The organism is Streptomyces sp. NPDC038707 (assembly GCF_040636485.1).
Taxonomy (GTDB): domain Bacteria; phylum Actinomycetota; class Actinomycetes; order Streptomycetales; family Streptomycetaceae; genus Streptomyces.
Map to the genome: position 1 here is coordinate 505,367 of NZ_JBEZUP010000001.1, position 18,533 is coordinate 523,899.

Genomic DNA, 18,533 nt, shown 5'->3' on the forward strand with positions numbered 1-18,533 from the left:
GATACCGTCCGCCAAGATGGTACCGATCGGTACCGAAATCGAGGAGGGTTCATAGTGAGTAAGTCCGTCCCGGACCGGACGAGCGGGACGTCTGAGGGGAAGGCCGACGGGGGAGCGGCCGCCGGGCCGTGGCGGGGAGTCCTCGTCCTGGCGTTCGGCGCCTTCGCCATCGGCACGGACGAGTTCGTGCTCGCCGGCGTACTGCCCGAGTTGAGCGACTCCCTGTCCGTCAGCATCACCACCGCCGGGCAGGTGGTCACCGTGTTCGCGCTGACCTGCGCGGTCATGGCGCCGATCCTGTCCACGCTCACCGCCGCCTGGCCGCGCCACAAGGTGCTCAAGCTGTCCGTGCTGATCTATCTGCTCGGCGTCGTGGGGACCGGACTGGCGCCGTCGTTCCCCGTGGTCCTGGGCGCCCAGGTCGTCGCCGCCGTCGGCGCCGGCCTCTACATCCCGGCGGCCAGTGTCACCGCCTCCGCGCTGATGGGGCCCGAACGCCGGGGCCGGGCCATCGCGGCCGTCACCACCGGGCTCACCGCCGCAACCGCGCTCGGCGCGCCGATCGGGACCGTCGTGGGCAGCGTCCTCGACTGGCGGGCCACGATGTGGTTCATCGCCCTCCTCACCGTGCTGAGCCTGTTCGGCGTGTTCACCCTCGTGCCGGCGGTGGTCGTGGGCGCTCCGGGCGGGCTGCGCCAGCGCCTCGCGCCGCTCGGCGACCGTCGCGTCGTCGCCGTGCTCGCCGCGACGCTCGTCGCCTTCACCGCGGCGTACATCGTCTACACCTACATGGCCGAGGTGTTCGCCCCCGCCACCGGCGGCGACGGCAGGAAACTGGCCATCCTGATGTTCGCCTTCGGTCTGACGGGCATGGTCGGCAACTTCTACGCCGGGACACTGGCCGACCGGTTCGGGGCCCGTCTGGTGGTGGGCGGCGCGGTCACGCTGCTGGCGGCCAGCCTCCTCGTGCTGCCGCTCGCCACCGGCTCGTTCCCCGCGGCCGCCGTCGTCATCGTGGTGTACGGCGTCGCGGCCTGGGGCATCACCGCGCCGCAGCAGTCACGCCTGATCAGCCTCAACCCGGAGTCGGCTCCCCTGCTGATCTCCCTCAACGCCGCGTTCCTCTACCTCGCCATCGCCCTCTCCGGCGTCATCGGCGCGGTGGGCATCAGCACCATCGGGGCCCGGAACATCAGCCTGGTCGGCGCCGCGGTGGCCGTGCTCGCGCTGGCGCTGTCCGAACTGGGACACCGGCTGGCCAAGAGCACGCGGGCGCAGTCGGCCAAGGTCAGCGCGTAGTCGGCACACATGTCATTCAACCCGTAGTGAAGGGCGTTCCTATGTGCGGAATCGCTGGATGGGTGGACTTCGAACGCGACCTCGTCAAGGAGGCGGCCGCGGCAGAGGCCATGACCAGGACGATGGCCTGCCGTGGCCCCGACGACGAGGGGATCTGGAGCGCCGGGCACGTGATGCTCGGACACCGCCGGCTCGCGGTGATCGACATCGAGGGCGGCCGGCAGCCGATGCGCACCCCGGAGACCGGTCCGGACGGCGATCCGCTGGTGGTGATCAGCTACAGCGGCGAGGTGTACAACTTCAAGGAGATCCGCGAGGAACTCGTCCTCTTAGGACACCGCTTCCGCACCAGGAGCGACACCGAGGTCGTCCTCCGTGCCTACCTCCAGTGGGGCAGCGGGTTCGTCGACCGGTTCAACGGGATGTACGCCTTCGCCCTGTGGGACACCCGGACCGAGGAACTGCTCCTGGTCCGGGACCGCCTCGGGATCAAGCCGCTCTTCTACTACCCCACCCCGTCCGGGGTGCTGTTCGGGTCGGAGCCCAAGGCGATCCTGGCGAATCCGCTCGCCAGCGCGGTCATGGACCTCGACGGCCTGCGCGACGCGCTCGCGCTGGCCCGGGTACCCGGACGGACCCCGCTGCGGAACCTGTACGAGGTGCGGCCGGGACACATCGTCCGCGTCAGCCGCGCGGGCATACGCGAGGAGGCGTACTGGAGACTCGAGACCCGGCCGCACACCGACGACATCCCCGGGAGCGTCGCCAAGGTACGGGAGATACTGGAGGACGCGGTCACCCGGCAGATGGTCTCCGACGTGCCGCTGTGCACGCTCCTGTCGGGCGGCCTGGACTCCAGCGCGCTGACCGCGCTCGCCCAGCGTTCGCTGGACGCCGACGGCGGGGGACGGGTCCGCACCTTCTCCGTGGACTTCGTCGGCCTCGCCGAGAACTTCCGGCCCGAGCCGTTCCGCGAGGCGCCCGACGCGCCGTTCGTCACCGAACTCGCCCGGCACGTGGGCACCGAGCACCGCGAGATCCTGCTCGACACCGCCCGGCTCGTCGAACCGGGCGTACGCGACGCCGTGCTGCGGGCCTGGGACCTCCCCTACGGGATCGGGGACCACGACCCCTCCCTCTACCTGCTGTTCAAGGCGGTCCGCGAGAACTCGACCGTGGCGCTGTCGGGAGAGTCCGCCGACGAGGTCTTCGGGGGCTACCTGTGGTTCCACGACCCGGTCGCCTCGCAGGCCGACACCTACCCGTGGCACGCGATCAACAAGGTTCCGGTGAGCGAGCAGGCCACCAGCTTCCTGGACCCGTCCCTGGTCAAGGAGTTGAGCCTCGCCGAGTACATCGCCGACCAGTACCACAGCGCCGCGAACGAGGTCACCCACCTTCCCGACGACAGCCCGGCCGAGCGGCGGATGCGGCTCGCCAGCTACCTCAACATCACCCGCTTCCTGCAGATGATGCTGGACCGCAAGGACCGGATGAGCATGGCGACCGGCCTGGAGGTCAGGGTCCCGTTGTGCGACCACCGGCTCGTCGAGTACGTCTTCAACGCACCCTGGTCGGTGAAGACGTTCGACGGGCGGGAGAAGAGTCTCCTGCGGCACGCGACCAAGGACCTGCTGCCCGAGTCGATCGTCCAGCGGCGCAAGGCGCCCTATCCCTCGACCCAGGACCCGGAGTACGACCAGGCGGTCAACCGTGAGCTGAGCCGGATCGTCGCCGACCCGGACGCGCCGGCGCTGCCGCTGCTGAACACCGAGGCGATCCGTTCCCACCTCGCCAAGCCGGTCGACACCCCGTACTCGATGATGCAGCGCTCCGTCTACACCGAGACTCCCGTCCGGCTGAACGCCTGGATGGAACTCCACGGCGTCGACATCCAGGGCCTGTCGGCCTGAGGCCGTCCCGCCCCGCCCGGATCCACGGCCGCCGCCGGTCACCGGTACCGGCGGCGGCCGCGCACGCTGCCCCGCCGGTGTGTGTGCCGTGCACCCGGGCGCCGAGCGCGCGGAGTCGTCAGCGGGATCCCGTTCGCGTCCGTCGGCCCCGTGCGGGGACCGGTCCGGTGCCTCCCGACGCGGGCCGGAAGCTGCCCCCCGCGGTGTGCGGTCCGGCGGGGAGGCGGCCGGCGGGTGCTCACCGTTCGTTCACGGTCGGCGTGATCAGAAGTCCTCGTCGCCGAAGCCCTCGTCGCCGAAGTCGTCCTCGGTCATCCCCGGTCCGGAGAAGAGGCCCTGCATGATTTCCTTCAGGTCCAGCTCCTTGGCGCCGGCCGGAACGGTGGGCTTGGTGCCGTCGGTCATCCGCAGGACCAGGCCCAGCTTCTTGACCTTGGCGGTCTCGGCCAGCTTGGCGAGGTCCACGTTCACCTCGGACAGCTCACCGTTCTTGAGCGTGAAGTCAGCCGTCACCTTGGCGTTCGGGGCGTCCTTCAGGTCCTTGTCCGTCGGCAGGTCCATGCCCGGCGGCAGGTCCTTCGCCAGCGGGCGGATCTCGCCGAGCAGCTTGGTGAGCAGCGTGCGGAAGGGAGCCGTGGCGGTGACGTGCTCGGTGTCGCCGTCCCCGTCGGCCGTCTTGAGGTCCACCTCGCGGGCGACGACCTCGCGCAGCGACTTCACCAGCTTCTTCTGCGTCTTGGCGTCCAGGGACGGAGCGGGCGCGGGGCTGTCCTCGCCGTCCTCGCCCCCGAAGCCGGCCTTCTCCATCTCCTTGGTGTCGAACTTCACCCACTTGCCGGACAGGACGTCCTTGAAGGCCCCGGCCTCCGGCGGCAGGTCGTCGGCGGACGGCACGGGGCTGCCCGTCAGCTTGCCGATGGTGTCGACGTCGGCACGGAGGTAGACGTCGTCACCGAACATCCGGTACTCGGCGAGGTCGCCGTCCGGGTTGCTGATCTTCATGGCCATGCCGACGAGATCCTTCTCGCCGGAGTCGGCGAGCGGCTTCTTCGACTCCATGGTGAGCGTGATCTTCGCGCCGCTGAGCAGTTCGGCGGCCTCGTCCGGCATCTCGTCGCCGGGCGCGGGCTTCGACTTGGCGTCCAGCGCCTTCAGCGTCGCGGCGTCGGTGTCCAGGTCCAGTTCGAAGGAGAGCGTCTTCTTCTCGCCGAGCTTCTCGAAGGCGCGGTCGAGCTTCTTGCCGGCGGAGAGCTGCTCCACCGTCCCGCAGGCCGCCGAGCCCGCGAGAACGGCGCCGACGACGGCGGTGGCGGTCAGGGTCTTGCGTATGGCGCTGATGATGGTCTCCTTGTAGACGCGACCACGGTGTGATCGATCAGAAGACTCACAAGCCGCCGACAAGGTTGCACGCCATTTTTCATTCGCGTCGGGTGAGCCGGTCGTAGCGCCCGAGGAACCGGAAGGCGTCGCCGTCCGCTCGGTACAGGAAGTACGCCCCGTCCTGCCGCCCGTCGATGCTCCGGGGGCTGCCGGCGGTGAAGCGCAGGGTCTTGGCGAGTCCCTGGAGGGTGAGGTCCGACAGCCGCTCGGCGACCGCCCCGGGGGTGGCGCCGGCCGGGCCGTCCAGCGAGGCGAGGGCCCGGGCGACCAGTCCCACCGCGTCGTACGCCTCCGGGGCCCAGCGGCCGGGCGCGGTGCCGTAGGCCGCGCGGTGGGCGGACCGGAAGGCGCCGGACACGCTGCCCGGGTCGGTGAACGGGGCGCCGAACACCCAGCCCCGCGCCGCCGCGGCGGCCCCCCGCAGGAAGGCCGGCCGCATGAGGTGCCAGGTGCCGAGGCGTGGCCCGGTGAAGCCGGCCGCCGCGAGGGCGCGGGCGCAGCGCACGGCGCGTTCCGCCGCTGTCCCCGTGAAGACGACGGCCTGGGCCCGTTCGGCGAGCGCGGCGCGGACGGCGGGGGTGAAGTCGTCGCTGCCGGCCGGTACGGAGTACACGCGGGTCGTGCCCCCGTTGGGCGGATCCTGGGTGAGCGCGCCCACGAGTTCGGAGCCCACGCGGCCCGCCGCCCGGTCGTCGAGCACGGCGGTGCGGTCGACCGGCCGTACGGAGGTCAGGTACGCGGTCAGCGGGATGGCCAGGAACTGCTCCGGGGCGCGGGTGACGCGCACGGTCCGCAGCCTCTCGTCGTCCAGTCGCGGATCGTCCACGGAGATCAGGACCATGGCGGTGTGCGCGGACTGGTAGCGCGGGGCCGCGGCCAGTGCCGCGGGAACCGTGTCCGGCCCGAGGACCGCGCTCACGGCGGCCCCGGTGAAGCGCTCGGCGGCCTGCCGGGCCCGGGCGGGGTCGCCCCGGTCGTCGTAGGTGTCGAGGGCGAGCCGGAACCCGCCGCCCGCGCGTGCGTTGTGGTGCGCCACGGCGAGTCGCGCGCCGCGCTCCTGGGCCACGCCGTCCGTCCCTCCGGCACCGGTCAGATCGGCCTGGAAGCCGAGCGTGTACACGGGCGGCCCGCCGCCGGAGCCCCGGCCCACCGTCAGATACGCGGCGGTGCCGCCGCCCAGGGCCAGCACCGAGGCCGCCGCGCTCCCCAGTGCCAGCACCCGCCGCCGGGCCGGCGCGCGGTCCCCGGCCGGGGCCGCCGGCCGGGAGCCCGCGGCGGTCTCCTCGTCCGTCGGCCGGACGGGGACCCGCCGGGGGGCGGGCACGTCGAGTGCGCGTGCGGAGCGTTCGGCGACCAGGCGCAGCACGGCGGGCGGCAGCCAGTCCCCGGCACCGCCCGCGTCGGAACCGGTGTTCCGCGCCGGCCCCGTCCGGGGGTCCTGGAGCGCGGCCCGGAGCCGCGCGGCCGTCGGGCGGCGCGCGGGGTCCTTGGCGAGGCAGCGCTCGATCAGCGGGCGCAGTGCGGCGGGCACGTCCGTCAGGTCCGGGTCCTCGTGCACCGTGCGGAACAGCACCGCCGCCGCGTGCCCGGTGCCGAACGGGCGCCGGCCCGAGGCCGCGTACGCCAGCACGCACCCGAGGGAGAAGACGTCGCTCGGCGGGCCGACCTCCGCGGCGCGGGCCCGGGCCTGTTCCGGTGCCAGGAAACCGGGGGTGCCCACGACGGCGTCGGGCGCGGTCAGCGCGGTGGCCCCGGCGGCGAGGGCGATGCCGAAGTCGATGAGCCGGGGACCGTCGAGGCCCAGCAGCACGTTCGCCGGCTTCACATCGCGGTGCACCAGTCCCGCCGCGTGCACGGCGGTCAGTGCCTCGGCCAGCCGGGAGCCCAGCACCCGCACCGCGGCCACGGGCAGGGCTCCGTGTCCGTCGACCGCCTCCGCCAGGGCGGGGCCCGGCACGAACTCCGTGGCCAGCCAGGGCGAACGGGCCTCCGCGTCGGCGGCCACGACCGGCACCAGCCACCGCCCGGACAGGCCGCGGACGGCCGCCACCTCGCGCCGGAACCGGGCCCGGAAGGCGGGGTCGGCCGCGTGCTCGGCGCGGATCACCTTCAGCGCGACCAGCGCTCCGCCGGCGCCGCGGGCGAGGTAGACGACGCCCATGCCGCCGGCGCCGAGCCGGGCCAGCAGCCGGTGGCCGCCGATGTCCTCCGGGTCGTCCGCGGTGAGCGGGCGCATCACAGAGCCGCCTCGCCCGCGTAGGCGTACCGGCCGCCCCTCACCTCGTAGCGGAACACGTCGTACCCCTTGAGCTGCTGGTCCTCGTCGAACGCGTAGGTGCGCACCAGCCCCTTGTACGTGCCCTTGGCCAGCAGGCCGTACAGCGTGGCCCGGGAGAGCCAGCCGCCCGCCCCGGCGACCCGGGCGAGGACCATGCGGGCCACGTCGTAGGCCTCCGCCGCCCAGTACGGGGGCGCGGAGCCGTAGCGCCCGCGGTAGGCGGCGGCGAAGCCGCGCACCCGTGCCGCCGACGGGTCGATGTACGGCGCGAAGACCTGCCAGCCCTCGGCGGCCGGGCCCGCGGCGGTCAGGAACTCCCGGCCGGCGGCCGGGTAGCCGAGGACGCGCACGCCGGTGAAGCGCCGCTCGGCGAGCGCGCGGGCGACGGCCGCCGCGCGCGCCGGGGTGCCCGTGTACACGAACCCGTCCGGCGCGTGCGCGAGCATCTCCCCGACCACCGGCGCGAGGTCCCCGGCGAGCCGGGGTACGACGCGGGGCTCGGCCGGGATCCTGACGGCGCCGAGGGACTGGAACGTGGTGTGGCCGATCTGCCAGGAGGGGATGCCGCCGTCGCGGTCGATCAGGACGCCCGCCCGTTCGACGCCCGCCCCGGCGAGCCGGAGGGCGATCAAAGCGGGCGTCACCAGGTAGCCGGGAACGGCCTGGAGGAAGCGGCGGGGCCGCGAGACGCCGTACACCGCCTGGGCGGAGGAGGCCGTCAGCTGGGGAACGAGCTGTGCGTCGTAGGCGTCCAGGCTCGCGCCGGTGGTCCGGTCACCGGTCGAGCCGATGACGGCGAGCAGGCCGGGGTCGGCGGCCAGGGCGCGGGCGACCCGCACCGCGCGGGCCTCGTCGCCGCCGTCGTCGACGACCGTGAGGGTGAGCGTGAACGGCTTGTCCTCGCGCGCGTTGAACTGCTCGACGGCCAGCCGTACACCGCGTTCCTGGGCCTGTCCGACGGCCTTCTGGGGCCCCGTCAGATCGGCCTGGACGCCGAGCAGCCGGCGCGGGACGGAGGGCGCGGGGCCGCCGCCGCGACTGGCCCGGAGGGCGGCACCGCCGCCCGCCGCGAGCAGGGCCGCGCCGCCGAGGACCAGGAAGCGGCGGCGGCTGCCGGGGCGTGGCGCGGGGCGCGCGGCGCCGGGAACCTCCGCCGGCGGCTCGTCCGCCCCCGCGTCGAGGGCCGTCGCCTCGATGTCCGGCAGGGCGAGCATCGCGGCGGACCGGTCCGCGATGAGCCGTACGACGTCGTCGGGCAGCCAGTCGGCGGCGTCGGAGGGCGTGTTGCCGCCCAGCGCCTCGGCCGCCTCGCGGGCGGTGGGCCGGGCGGCCGGGTCCTTGGCGAGACACCGTGCCAGCGGCTCGCGCAGACCGTCGGGGAGCCCGTCGAGGTCGGGCTCGTCGTGGACGGTGCGGTAGAGCAGGGCGTCCACGGTCCCGGTGCCGAAGGGCGGGCGTCCGGTGGCGGCGTAGGAGAGGAGGCAGCCGAGGGCGAAGACATCACTGGCCCACGTGGCGGGCCGGGCCCGCGCCTGTTCCGGAGCGAGGAAGCCGGGGGTTCCCACGACCATGCCGGCCGAGGTGAGGGCCGTCTCCTCGGCGGCACGGGCGATGCCGAAGTCGATGAGCCGGGGGCCGTCCAGGGCGAGGAGCACGTTGCCGGGTTTCACGTCGCGGTGCACCAGCCCCGCGTCGTGCACGGCGGTCAGCGCCCGGGCCAGCATGCGGCCGAGCGCGCGCACCGCGGGCGGCGGCAGCGGGCCGCGGGCGGCGACCGCCTCGGCCAGCGAGGGGCCCGGCACGAAGGCGGTGGCCAGCCAGGGCGCGGGCGCGTCGGGGTCGGCGCCGGTCACCGGCACGGCCCAGGGACTGCGCACCCGGCGGGCGGCGGCGACCTCGCGGCGGAACCGGGCGCGGAAGGCGGGCTGGTCGGCGTACTCCGGCAGGATCACCTTCACGGCGGCCAGTTCCCCGGACGGCGCCCGGCCGAGATAGACGACGCCCATGCCGCCGGCGCCGAGCCGCGCGAGCAGCCGGTGCCCGCCGACCCGGGAGGGGTCGGAGGGGCTGAGCTTCCCGGTCATGGGCGACCGCCCCCGGGGGTGGTGGGCCCGGGGGCCGTGGGCGCGGGGGCGCTCGGCCCCGTCGTCCCCGGGGCGTCGGTTCCCGTGGCGGGAGGTGGCACCGCCGCGGTCGGTGGCCGCCGTCCGAGCGCGGCCCGCAGGCCGGTGCGCATCGTCGCGTGGGGGCGGCGCAGCAGGTCCAGCAGGTCGCGCTTGGTCCAGCCCTTGGCGCCCCGGGCCGACACGGCGAGGGTGAACCGGTCGATGCGGGTCTGCTCCCAGACGTACGGGTGCGGACCTCCGACATCGTCGCCGGTGTAGGTGCCGGACTCGGCGAGGAAGTCGTCGGTGAAGCCGTTGCCCGAGTCGCCGAGGGCGCTGGGTACGTCGGTCAGGTCCCCCAGCACCTCACCGGGGCGCAGCAGTTGGGAGGGGCAGCGCATCATCTCCTCCAGCACCTCGGCGTTCTCCCAGTCGGCCTGCTCGGCGCTCCGGTGCACCGTGACGACGGCACTCAGCCGCAGCGGACCCCGCCCGTCGTGCGCCGGGATCTCGTAGTGGCGGGTCAGACTGGCGAGGACGTTCTTCGGGAGCGCCCGTTGCTCCCACACGCAGGAATCCCCGAGCACCGCCCACCGCCGCGGGTCGCTCTCGTACGGGTCACGGCGGACGGTGCCGGAGCCGAACGCGGCGGGCTCCGGCAGGATGTCGCGGACCAGGGCGGAGGCATCGGCCGGCGTCCGGGGGAGCCGGGCCGGGCCGGCGTCGACCGCGGTGGCCGGCGACGGACCGGTGCCGCCGCTCCCGCCGTTCGGCGTCCCGGCCGCCGGCCGGCCGGGGGAGTCCCCGCCGGAACTGCAGCCGGCCAGCAGTGAGCCGCACAGTGCGACGGCGCAGCCGAGGCGCGCCGCCGACCCTCCCAGTACCACGAAGCCCCCCGGGGGTCGTCCGGCCTACCTGCGTCGGACTTCATGCTAGGCGGCAACGGGCTGACGTACGGCGGAAGTTGACGGTCGTGTGGCCCAGCTGTGCCAGGGTTGTCACACGGTCCCGGCCGTGTCACCGGCCCGTGGTCACGGCCGCGCTCAGTGGCCGTGCCCCGCGTGCTTGCCGGGCTGCGGCGAGGGCGTCGACGGGGTGTCCGACCGCTCGGCGGGCCGGTCCGCCCGGACCGTGAACGCGGCGGTGTGCACCCGGCCGGCGTGCTTGAAGTCCAGGAACAGCCGGTAGGTGCCGGTGCTGGGCGCCGTCGTGGTGAAGGAGATGCCCGGTCCCGGCCGGGTCGTGCCGTCCCCGGGTTCGCCGCCCGGGTGCACATGGAGGTAGCCGAGGTCTCCGGAGCGCAGCGCCACCAGATGGCCGTAGGCGCCGAGATACGGCTGGAGGTCACGCACGGGCTTGCCGTCCCGCGTCACGCCGAGGGTCAGCTCGCCGGCCCGGCCGGGGGAGAGCCGGCCCCGCAGGCTCACCTCGTACCCGTCGGCCTCGGCCGTGGCGGCGGGGGCGGGGAGGGGCGCGGGCGCGTAGGTGCCGGAGGCGGTGAGGTCGGCGCCGAGGGTGAGTCCTTCGCCGCCGTCCGGCGTGAAGTCGGCGAAGACCCGGTAGGCCCCGGCCCTCGGCAGGGTCAGGGAGGTGGACCAGGTGCCGTCGGCGGCGCGCGCCGGGTGCAGGTGCTGGAAGTGGGCCAGGTCCCGGGAGGCGATGATCAGGTGGAGTTCCTTGGTGTGCTCCTCCTGGTAGGCGGTGAGCGGGCGCCCGGTGGCGTCCCGTACGACGGCGAACTTCAGGTCGGTCCTGCGTCCCGCCGTGACGGCCGGGGTCTTCAGATCGAGGGTGTAGCCCCGCTCCGAGGTCTGCAGCCCGCCGGGCGCCGCTCCCTGGCCGGGGTCCGCCGTCGAGCCGGGATCCGCCGCGGACGCGCCGCCCGGCGCGGCGCCCGCGTGCCCGTCGTGTGCGGTGCTCTCGGTCCGGAGGGAGATCTCGCCGACCCCGCCGCCGACGCCGTAGGCGATGCCGAACGCGGCGGCGAGCGCGGCGGCGTAGGAGGTGATCCGCAGCCCGGTGTTCATGGTGACTCCTCGTCTGTTCCCTGCCCGCAGGCGGCTCGATGGCCTTCAACATACCCCAGGGGGGTACAGAGTCAAGCCGGGGAACGCCTTGCCCGGAGATACGGGCCGGGGGTATGTGTGGAAGCCGCTTCACCGCCGGTCCGCGACGAGAGGAACCGAAGATGAATCCCAGGCCGAATCCCGCCGGAGTGCGATACCCGGAGCGTGGCGGCCCGGTCGCGCGGACCGTGCTCCGCAAGGGAGCCGGGCACCCCGTGACCCGTATGGCGGCCGTCGCCCTCCTCCAGGCCCTGGCCGCCCACCTCGGCCCCGCGGGCCCCCGCCGGCCCTGTGGCTGCCGGGGAGCCGCCGGGCGCGCCGCGATGTGACAGCAGGTCACTTCGTCACTACGCTGCGCATGTGATCGGAACGCGGGGCGGCGGCGGGCGCGCGGGGCGCTTGCGCCGCGCCGCCCTGCTGGTCGGGCTGGTCCTGCTGATCACCGCCCATCTCACCGGCTCGGTGCACGCCTGCTCCTTCGCCGAATCCGGCACAAGTGCCCTGTCCGTGCGGGACGTCGTACGCCCGGCGGATCCCGCCGACGGCGCGGGACCCACCGGGCCGCCCCGGCACCGGCACACGGCGGACGGCCACCTGGACCACACGGCCGACCGCCCACGCGCCGCCCTCGACGACACCGGGCTCGACGGCGGACAGCACCCGCCGGTGCAGCCCGCCGCGGCGCGCGGGCGTGCGACGCGCACCGGACGGCACCGGATTCCCGGTGTGCCGCCCGACCGCGCCAACGGCCCCTCGCTCGCGGCCGTCCGCGTCCTCCGGCAGTAGGGCGGCACCCGCACGCCCCGGACCCGTCGGCGGGCCGGGGTGTGCCCGCGCGCCACACCCCCACTCGCACTGCGCCCGCCCGAGGCCGGGCGCGAAGGAGCGTACCCTCATGCCCCTCTCCCCCCTCGAAGTCCGCACCCCCCATGCGCCGGCCGCCCGGCACCCCGCCCAACTCGTCGGCGGCACCCCGGTCCTGTGGGTGGGCGAACCCTTCGCCCCGCCCGGCCGGGGCTTTCACGCCAAGCTGGAGGGCGCCAACCCGGGCGGCCTCAAGGACCGGCCCGCCCTCCACATGGTCCGCGAGGCCCGGCGCCGCGGCGACCTCGCGCCGGGCGCGCCGATCGTCGAGTCCTCCAGCGGCACCCTCGGTCTCGGCCTCGCCCTGGCCGGGCTGACCTACGGCCACCCCGTCACCGTCGTCACCGACCCCGGCCTGGAACCTCCCGTCGCCCGTCTGCTCACCGCGCTGGGCGCACGGGTCGTCCGGGTCACCGCGCCGCACCCCGAGGGCGGCTGGCAGGAGGCCCGCCGCGCGCGGGTCGCCCGACTGCTGGCCCGCACCCCGGGCGCGTACTGCCCGGACCAGTACCGCAACCCCGACAACGCCACCGCCTACCGGCCGCTCGCGGCCGAACTGATCGCCCAACTCGGCCGCGTCGACGTGCTGGTGGCGGCGGTCGGCACGGGCGGACACTCCGCCGGGGTGTCCGCCGCGCTGCGCGAGACCTGCCCCGGGCTGACGCTCATCGGGGTGGACGCGGTCGGCTCCGCGATCTTCGGCCAGCCGGCCGGCCCACGGCTGATGCGCGGGCTCGGCTCCAGCATCCACCCGGACAACGTGGACTACGCGGCCTTCTCGGAGGTCCACTGGGTGGGTGCGGCCGAGGCGGTCCGGGCCTGCCGGCGCCTCGCCCGCCACTACGGCGTCTCCGGCGGCTGGAGCGTCGGGGCGGTGGCGCTGGTGGCCGGATGGGCGGCCCGGAACCACCCCGCCGGCACCCGGATCGCCGCCGTCTTCCCCGACGGCCCGCACCGCTACCTGCAGACCGTCTACGACGACGACTGGTGCCGCGCCCACGGGCTGCTCGGCCGGCCCCCGGTGGCGGAACCCGACGACATCGCCGAGCCCGACGCGCGCGTGGTGACGCGGTGGACCCGCTGCGCCCGGGTCCGCGATCCGCTCGCCCGCGCCCTGGCACAGGCCGGTGCCCGGTGAGGGGGCCGTGGAACCGGATGGCCGGCTTCGACCGGCCGGCCCGGCTGCTGATGGTCAATCAGTTCGGCATCAACCTCGGCTTCTACATGCTCATGCCCTACCTGGCCGACCATCTGGCCCACGGCCTCGGCCTCGCCGCCTGGGCCGTCGGCCTGGTGCTGGGCGTGCGCAACCTCTCCCAGCAGGGCATGTTCCTCCTCGGCGGCAGCCTCGCCGACCGCTACGGCTGCAAGCCGCTGATCCTCGCCGGATGCGCCCTGCGCGCGGTCGCCTTCGCCCTGCTGGCCGTGGCCGGTTCGCTGCCCGTCCTGGTGGCGGCCTCCGCCCTGACCGGCCTGGCGGGCGCGCTGTTCAACCCGGCCGTGCGCGCCTATCTCGCCGCGGACGCGGGGGAGGAGCGGCGCGTGGCGGCGTTCGCCGTCTTCAACGTCTTCTACCAGGCCGGCATCCTGATCGGCCCGCTCGCCGGACTGGCCCTCCTGGCCTGGGACTTCGGCGCCGTGTGCACGGTCGCGGCGGTCCTCTTCGGTGCCCTGGCCGTGCTCCAGGCCCGGGCCCTGCCCACCCGGCCCCCGGCCGGGCGGAACGCCGGACCCGCCTGGCGGGCGGTCGCCGCCGACTGGCGCACCGTGGCCGCCAACCGCCCCTTCCTGCTGTTCGCCGCCGCCATGAGCGGCTCCTACGTGCTGGCGTTCCAGGTGTACCTCGCCCTGCCGCTGCACGCCCGGCACCTGTTCGGAGCCCGGACCGGCGCGGTGACGGGCGCGGTGTTCGCCGCCTCCGCCCTGGCCGCGCTGGCGGGACAGCTGAGACTGACCGCGTGGGCCCAGCGCACCCTGCCCGGTCCGCGGGCCGTCGTCCACGGCCTCACGGTCATGGGCGCGGCCTTCCTGCCCCTGCTGCCCCGCACGCACGGAACCGTGCCCGGGGTGGCCGCCCTGACGGTGTGCGCGGTCCTGCTGGCCTGCGGCGGGGCCCTGCTCTACCCGTTCGAGATGGACACCGTGGTGCGGCTCTCCGGGGACCGGCTCGTCGCCACCTACTACGGCGCCTACAACACCGCCTCCGGCATCGCGGTCTCGCTCGGCAACCTGGCGGTCGGGGCGCTGTTCGACACGGGGCCGCGGTGGCTGCCGTGGGCGGTGCTGGCCGCGACCGGGCTCGGCTGCGCCGCTCTGGTCGCATGGCTGCACCGGGCCGGACACCTGGCCGCGCCGCCCGTGCCGGCGGCCGGACGACTTGCCGCTGGATAGGGGTAGGGGGTATACCTGTGCTTCGTCAGCGCCTGCGATACCCCAACCCTCTAGGGGTATTTGACGCGCTCCGTGTCATCACCACCCTCAGGAGGAAGTCCATGTCGTCCTGCTGCAGCCCCGACGGCAGCTGCCACTCCGGCTCGGCCACCACCCAGATCACCACCGACGCCACCAAGACCGTCTACGCCGTGACGGGCATGACCTGCGGCCACTGCGAGGCCGCCGTCACCAAGGCCGTCAGCGGTGTCGACGGCGTGCTGTCGGTCGAGGTCGACGTGAAGACGGGCCGGGTCACCGTGGTCGCCGAGGAGAACCCCGACGACGCCCTGATCGCCCAGGCCGTCGACGAGGCCGGTTACGCGCTGACCGGCCGCGCCGCCTGACCCCGGACGCTCCTCGCCGCGGTGCGGGGAGCGGCCCGGCCGGGCTCACCCGCCCCCGTCGGTGAGCCCGGCCGGACCAGTCGTCCCCGGCTCAGGGGGAGACCGCACGCACCCGCGCGCGGGCGGACAGCCGGGCCAGAGTGCCGTCGTCCAGGGACAGTTCGATCCTGCGGTCGATCCGGTCCTCCTCCCAGTGCCGGGTGTCGATCAGCCACCAGCGCTCGACATCGACCCGGTACAGGCGGTGCGGCGCGGCCCCGCGCAGCAGCTCCGGCGGCAGCTGCCACCGGGCGCGCTGCCCGGCGTCGGGGAACACCGTCTCGTAGAAGGGCGCGTGGTACGCCGCCAGCCGCTCCGGGCCGATCTCCGTGCAGCGGCCGGTGAACTGGGCGCCGTCGACCGACGCGACGGCCACCCCGGCGGCGCCCTCGGTCACGTACAGCGAACCGCTCACCCGGGGGTCGGCGCGGAGGTCTCCGCTGTGCCGGGCACCGGTGGACGAGCCGAAGACGAAGTGCAACGGAGCGGCGAACCAGGCGTATTCCAGGGTGGCCACCCACGGGGCTCCGTCCCGCGCGGTGGCCAGGTTCAGATAGCGCGCCCGGTCCAGCAGGTGGACCGTCCGCTCGATCAGGGTCTCGTCGATCGCCATGGGAGCCTTCCGGTGTCGTGCCGCGGCGCCGCGGCGGCTACGGGATTCCAGGGGCGGGCCGGCCGGGACGCGGAGCACGCGGGGAGAACCGGCCGGGACGCGCTCACGTGTGCCGCAGGAAGACCGGCAGGGACGCGACGTCGTTGCCGATGAAGGTCTGCCCGGGCGGGACGTCCTCAGGGTCGACGGCCGGCGCCAGCCGCGGGAACCGGTCGAACAGGGCGGGCAGCGCGATACGGGCCTCCAGCCGGGCGAGGTGCGAGCCCGGGCAGAAGTGCGCGCCGAGGCCGAAGGCGAGGTGGTCCTTGTCCTCCCGGTCGATGTCGAAGGTCCCCGGGTCCCGGTGCACCCCGGGGTCCCGGCCGTGGGCGCCGTAGCAGATCAGGATGGCGTCCCCCGCGCGTATGACCACCCCCTCGCCGAGGTCGATGTCCTCCTTGGCCCAGCGCATCGGCAGGTGCATCACCGGGCAGTGCACGCGCAGCGACTCCTCGATCGCGTCGTCCCAGCGCGCGGGGTCCGCCCGGAGGATGTCCAACTGGTCAGGGCGGGCAAGGAGTTCGCGGACGGTGTGGTCCAGGAGGTTGATGGTCGTCTGGCTGCCGCCGCCGATCATCAGCAGCAGCGTCGACACCAGCTCGTGTTCGTTCAGCGACTCCTCGCCCTCCTCGCGCGCGGCGAGCAGGAAGCTGGTGAGGTCGTCCGCCGGCGCGCCGCGCTTGGTGGTGATCAGCAGGTGCATCGCGGCCACCAGGTCGCCGTACAGCGCGACCGACTCCTCCTCGGACAGGCCGGTCCTCGCCACCTCCCGGAACACCCGCAGCACCTCGGGCCGTTGGCCGTCCGGGATGCCGAAGAGGTCGCAGATCACCTGGGTCGGCACGCTGTAGGAGAACTCCGCGTGCAGGTCCACCGGTTCGTCGCCGGGCCGCGCGGCCAACTGGTCCAGCAGCATGGTGACGTCCGCCTCGATGTGCGAGCGCAGCCGCTCCACCCGGCGGGGGGTGAAGGCCGGGGTGATCAGCTTGCGCAGCCGCGCGTGCTCGCGCCCGTCCGCCGTGGCCATGGAGTCCAGGTCCACCCACGGGGACAGCCAGGGCACCGAACCGGGCCGGTAGCTCGGCACGGTCTTCTTCAGGTCCCGGGACACACCGGGGTGGGTCAGCAGCATCCGCACGACATCCCCCCGGGACACCGACCAGGCCGCCACCCCCTCCGGCAACTGCACGGGGACGGCGGGCCCCAGCGACCGCAGGCGTTCGACCTGTGCGTACATGCACCGGCCGCCCTTGTTGTCGAGTGTCTCGGCGGGAGCCGCGCTGAACGGGATCACTGACACGTGTGCCTCCTGACGTGGGACCGGACGCGGCGGCCGGCGCGGATGCGGACCGCTCCGGCCGCCACGTCCGGCGGTGTCCGGTCGAGATCGGTGGATGGGCCGTGCTGTCGGTACTGTCAGTCGGAGTCCGCGGCCGGGACCGACGGGGCCGGACCGGCCCCGTCGGTCCCTCCGCCGGGCACCGCCGAGCCGGTCGGCGGTACGTGGCGCAGCGCGAGCGCCGCGGCGACGGCGCCCGCCGCCGCGATCACCGCGGCCGTGCCCGCGGCGACGTTGAGCCCACTGGTGAAGGCGTCCCTGGCCGCGCCCAGCAACTGGTCCCCGACCCGGCCGGGCAGTTCTCCGGCGGCGGCCACGGCGCCGTCGAGGTTCTCCCGGGCGGCGGAGGCGGCCGGCTCCGACAGGCCGTCGGGCAGCTTGTCGTCGATGCCGTCGCGGTAGACGGCGGTGCCGATGGTGCCGATGACGGCGACGCCCAGCGAGATGCCGAGGTCGTTGACGGTCGACGCCAGCCCGCCGGCCGCGCCCGCCTTCTCCGGCGGCACCGAGCCCACCACCAGGTCCGTGGTCAGCGCCATGGACGGGGAGACCGCCGGGTAGAGCACGATGAAGCCGACGATCACCCAGGGCAGCCCGGTGGTGCTGTCGACGAGCGTGAACAGGATGTAGCCGACGACCTGGACGGCGAGCCCTGTGGCGATGACGTACCCCGGCCGGACGCGCCGGGCGAGGACCGGGGAGCGCATCGCGACCACGATCAGCACGAGGGCCGCGGGGAGGATCGCGAACCCGGTCCTCAGCGGCGAGAGGGCCTTCACCAGCTGGAGGTACTGGGTGAACATCAGATACACGCCGCCCAGGCCCATGGCCGAGAGGATGAAGACGCCCAGCGCCCCGCTGACCGTACGGTTCTTGAACAGCCGGACGTCCAGCAGCGGTTCGGCGGAGCGGAGCTGGCGGACGACGAACACCACCCCGAAGATCAGGCCGGCCAAGACGGCCAGGGCCGAGACCAGCGGTGCGTCGGTGGTGGCGAACGACTTCACGCCGTAGATCAGCGGCAGCAGCGTCAGCAGCATGAGCAGGGCGCTGAGCAGGTCCAGCCGGCCCGCGCTGGGGCCCTGTCGGCCCGGCAGCAGCAGCGGTGAGCCGATCACCACGACCGCCATCACCGGTACGGCGACGAAGAATGTGGCCCGCCAGGAGAACGCCTCCAGCAGCAGACCGCTGAGCAGCGGGCCGAGGGCGACACCGGCCGAGATGGCCGCCGCCCAGGTGCCGATGGCGACGCCCCGCTGCTTCGGGTCCTGGAACATCGTGAAGATCAGGCCGAGCGTGGTCGGCATCTGCATGGCCGCCGCCACGCCGAGCAGCGCCCGCCACACGATCATCAGTTCGGGCGAGTCCGTGAAGGCGGCCGCCGCCGAGACCAGCCCGAACATCAGTGCCCCGGTGATCAGCAGGTTCCGGTGGCCGAAGCGGTCGGCCACCGTGCCCATCAGGACCAGCAGGCTGGCCATCAGGAAGCCGTAGATGTCCAGGATCCACAGGGTCTGTGTGCTGCTGGGCCGCAGATCCGCCGCGAGATAGGGGATGGCCAGGAACAGGATGGTCAGCATCATGAACAGCAGAAGCGCGGGAAGAACCAGCAGGCCCAGCGCGGCCCACTGCTTACCCCCTGCTCGTAACTGCGGACTTCCTGCCGAAGACATCAGCACTCCTCTCCTCGTCGAGACCTGCGGCGGGACCGCGCCGCGCCGCGACACGGCCACCGGGCACACAGGTATACCCCTACCGGGTATTGCAGTGAAAATACGGGTGGGGGGTATGGGTGTCAAGCCGGGCGGAGGGGTGGGGCAC

14 protein-coding genes are annotated in these 18,533 nt (G+C 74.3%); 6 read left to right on the plus strand and 8 right to left on the minus strand.

Features of this window, described 5'->3' with window-relative positions; all coding sequences use genetic code 11:
* The first annotated feature begins 54 nt into the window (after positions 1 to 54).
* Both AB0E62_RS02280 and asnB read left to right on the plus strand, forming a co-directional pair.
* A complete protein-coding gene (locus tag AB0E62_RS02280; RefSeq protein ID WP_362186734.1) occupies positions 55 to 1,299 on the plus strand; it encodes an MFS transporter in 1,245 nt (414 codons plus the stop codon).
* Between the two features lie 41 nt (positions 1,300 to 1,340).
* Positions 1,341 to 3,212: an asparagine synthase (glutamine-hydrolyzing) gene (asnB, locus tag AB0E62_RS02285; protein ID WP_362186737.1), complete on the plus strand. Its 1,872-nt coding sequence runs from the start codon at positions 1,341 to 1,343 to the stop codon at positions 3,210 to 3,212.
* A gap of 264 nt (positions 3,213 to 3,476) precedes the next feature.
* On the opposite strand, the gene AB0E62_RS02290 is transcribed toward asnB, so the two are convergent.
* From AB0E62_RS02290 to AB0E62_RS02310, 5 genes are all read right to left on the minus strand, one after another.
* Entirely contained in the window at positions 3,477 to 4,472 is a 996-nt protein-coding gene (locus AB0E62_RS02290; RefSeq protein WP_362186964.1) for a hypothetical protein, read from the minus strand.
* A gap of 157 nt (positions 4,473 to 4,629) precedes the next feature.
* The gene (locus tag AB0E62_RS02295) at positions 4,630 to 6,828 is read right to left on the minus strand and encodes an ABC transporter substrate-binding protein (protein ID WP_362186740.1); all 2,199 of its coding nucleotides are present in this window, start codon (positions 6,826 to 6,828) and stop codon (positions 4,630 to 4,632) included.
* Positions 6,828 to 8,954, minus strand: a complete 2,127-nt coding sequence (locus AB0E62_RS02300) for a bifunctional serine/threonine-protein kinase/ABC transporter substrate-binding protein (protein WP_362186743.1) — start codon at positions 8,952 to 8,954, stop codon at positions 6,828 to 6,830. The genes AB0E62_RS02295 and AB0E62_RS02300 overlap by 1 nt, the downstream gene beginning before the upstream one ends.
* Complete coding sequence (locus AB0E62_RS02305; RefSeq protein ID WP_362186746.1) at positions 8,951 to 9,862, minus strand: hypothetical protein; 912 nt, start codon at positions 9,860 to 9,862, stop codon at positions 8,951 to 8,953. Before AB0E62_RS02305 ends, AB0E62_RS02300 begins: the two co-directional genes overlap by 4 nt.
* A 156-nt stretch (positions 9,863 to 10,018) precedes the next feature.
* Complete coding sequence (locus AB0E62_RS02310; RefSeq protein ID WP_362186749.1) at positions 10,019 to 11,002, minus strand: hypothetical protein; 984 nt, start codon at positions 11,000 to 11,002, stop codon at positions 10,019 to 10,021.
* A 399-nt stretch (positions 11,003 to 11,401) separates the two neighbouring features.
* Here AB0E62_RS02310 and AB0E62_RS02315 point away from each other — a divergent pair, with 399 nt between their 5' ends.
* From AB0E62_RS02315 to AB0E62_RS02330, 4 genes are all read left to right on the plus strand, one after another.
* A complete protein-coding gene (locus AB0E62_RS02315; RefSeq protein ID WP_362186752.1) occupies positions 11,402 to 11,827 on the plus strand; it encodes a hypothetical protein in 426 nt (141 codons plus the stop codon).
* 109 nt (positions 11,828 to 11,936) lie between these two features.
* Positions 11,937 to 13,043, plus strand: coding sequence for a pyridoxal-phosphate dependent enzyme (locus AB0E62_RS02320; RefSeq protein WP_362186755.1), 1,107 nt, complete (start codon positions 11,937 to 11,939; stop codon positions 13,041 to 13,043).
* A 17-nt stretch (positions 13,044 to 13,060) separates the two neighbouring features.
* Entirely contained in the window at positions 13,061 to 14,296 is a 1,236-nt protein-coding gene (locus AB0E62_RS02325; RefSeq protein WP_362186758.1) for an MFS transporter, read from the plus strand.
* Between the two features lie 101 nt (positions 14,297 to 14,397).
* Positions 14,398 to 14,682 carry a heavy-metal-associated domain-containing protein gene (locus tag AB0E62_RS02330; RefSeq protein ID WP_362186761.1) on the plus strand — a complete coding sequence of 95 codons (285 nt, stop codon included), beginning with the start codon at positions 14,398 to 14,400 and terminating at the stop codon, positions 14,680 to 14,682.
* 91 nt (positions 14,683 to 14,773) lie between these two features.
* Here the strand turns inward: AB0E62_RS02330 and AB0E62_RS02335 are convergent, their stop codons facing one another.
* From AB0E62_RS02335 to AB0E62_RS02345, 3 genes are all read right to left on the minus strand, one after another.
* On the minus strand, positions 14,774 to 15,334 hold the full coding sequence (locus AB0E62_RS02335; RefSeq protein ID WP_362186764.1) for a pyridoxamine 5'-phosphate oxidase family protein: 561 nt from the start codon (positions 15,332 to 15,334) through the stop codon (positions 14,774 to 14,776).
* Positions 15,335 to 15,437: 103 nt separating this feature from the next.
* Positions 15,438 to 16,673, minus strand: a complete 1,236-nt coding sequence (locus tag AB0E62_RS02340; RefSeq protein ID WP_362186767.1) for a cytochrome P450 — start codon at positions 16,671 to 16,673, stop codon at positions 15,438 to 15,440.
* Positions 16,674 to 16,789: 116 nt separating this feature from the next.
* Positions 16,790 to 18,385: an MFS transporter gene (locus AB0E62_RS02345; protein ID WP_362186770.1), complete on the minus strand. Its 1,596-nt coding sequence runs from the start codon at positions 18,383 to 18,385 to the stop codon at positions 16,790 to 16,792.
* Positions 18,386 to 18,533 lie beyond the last annotated feature (148 nt).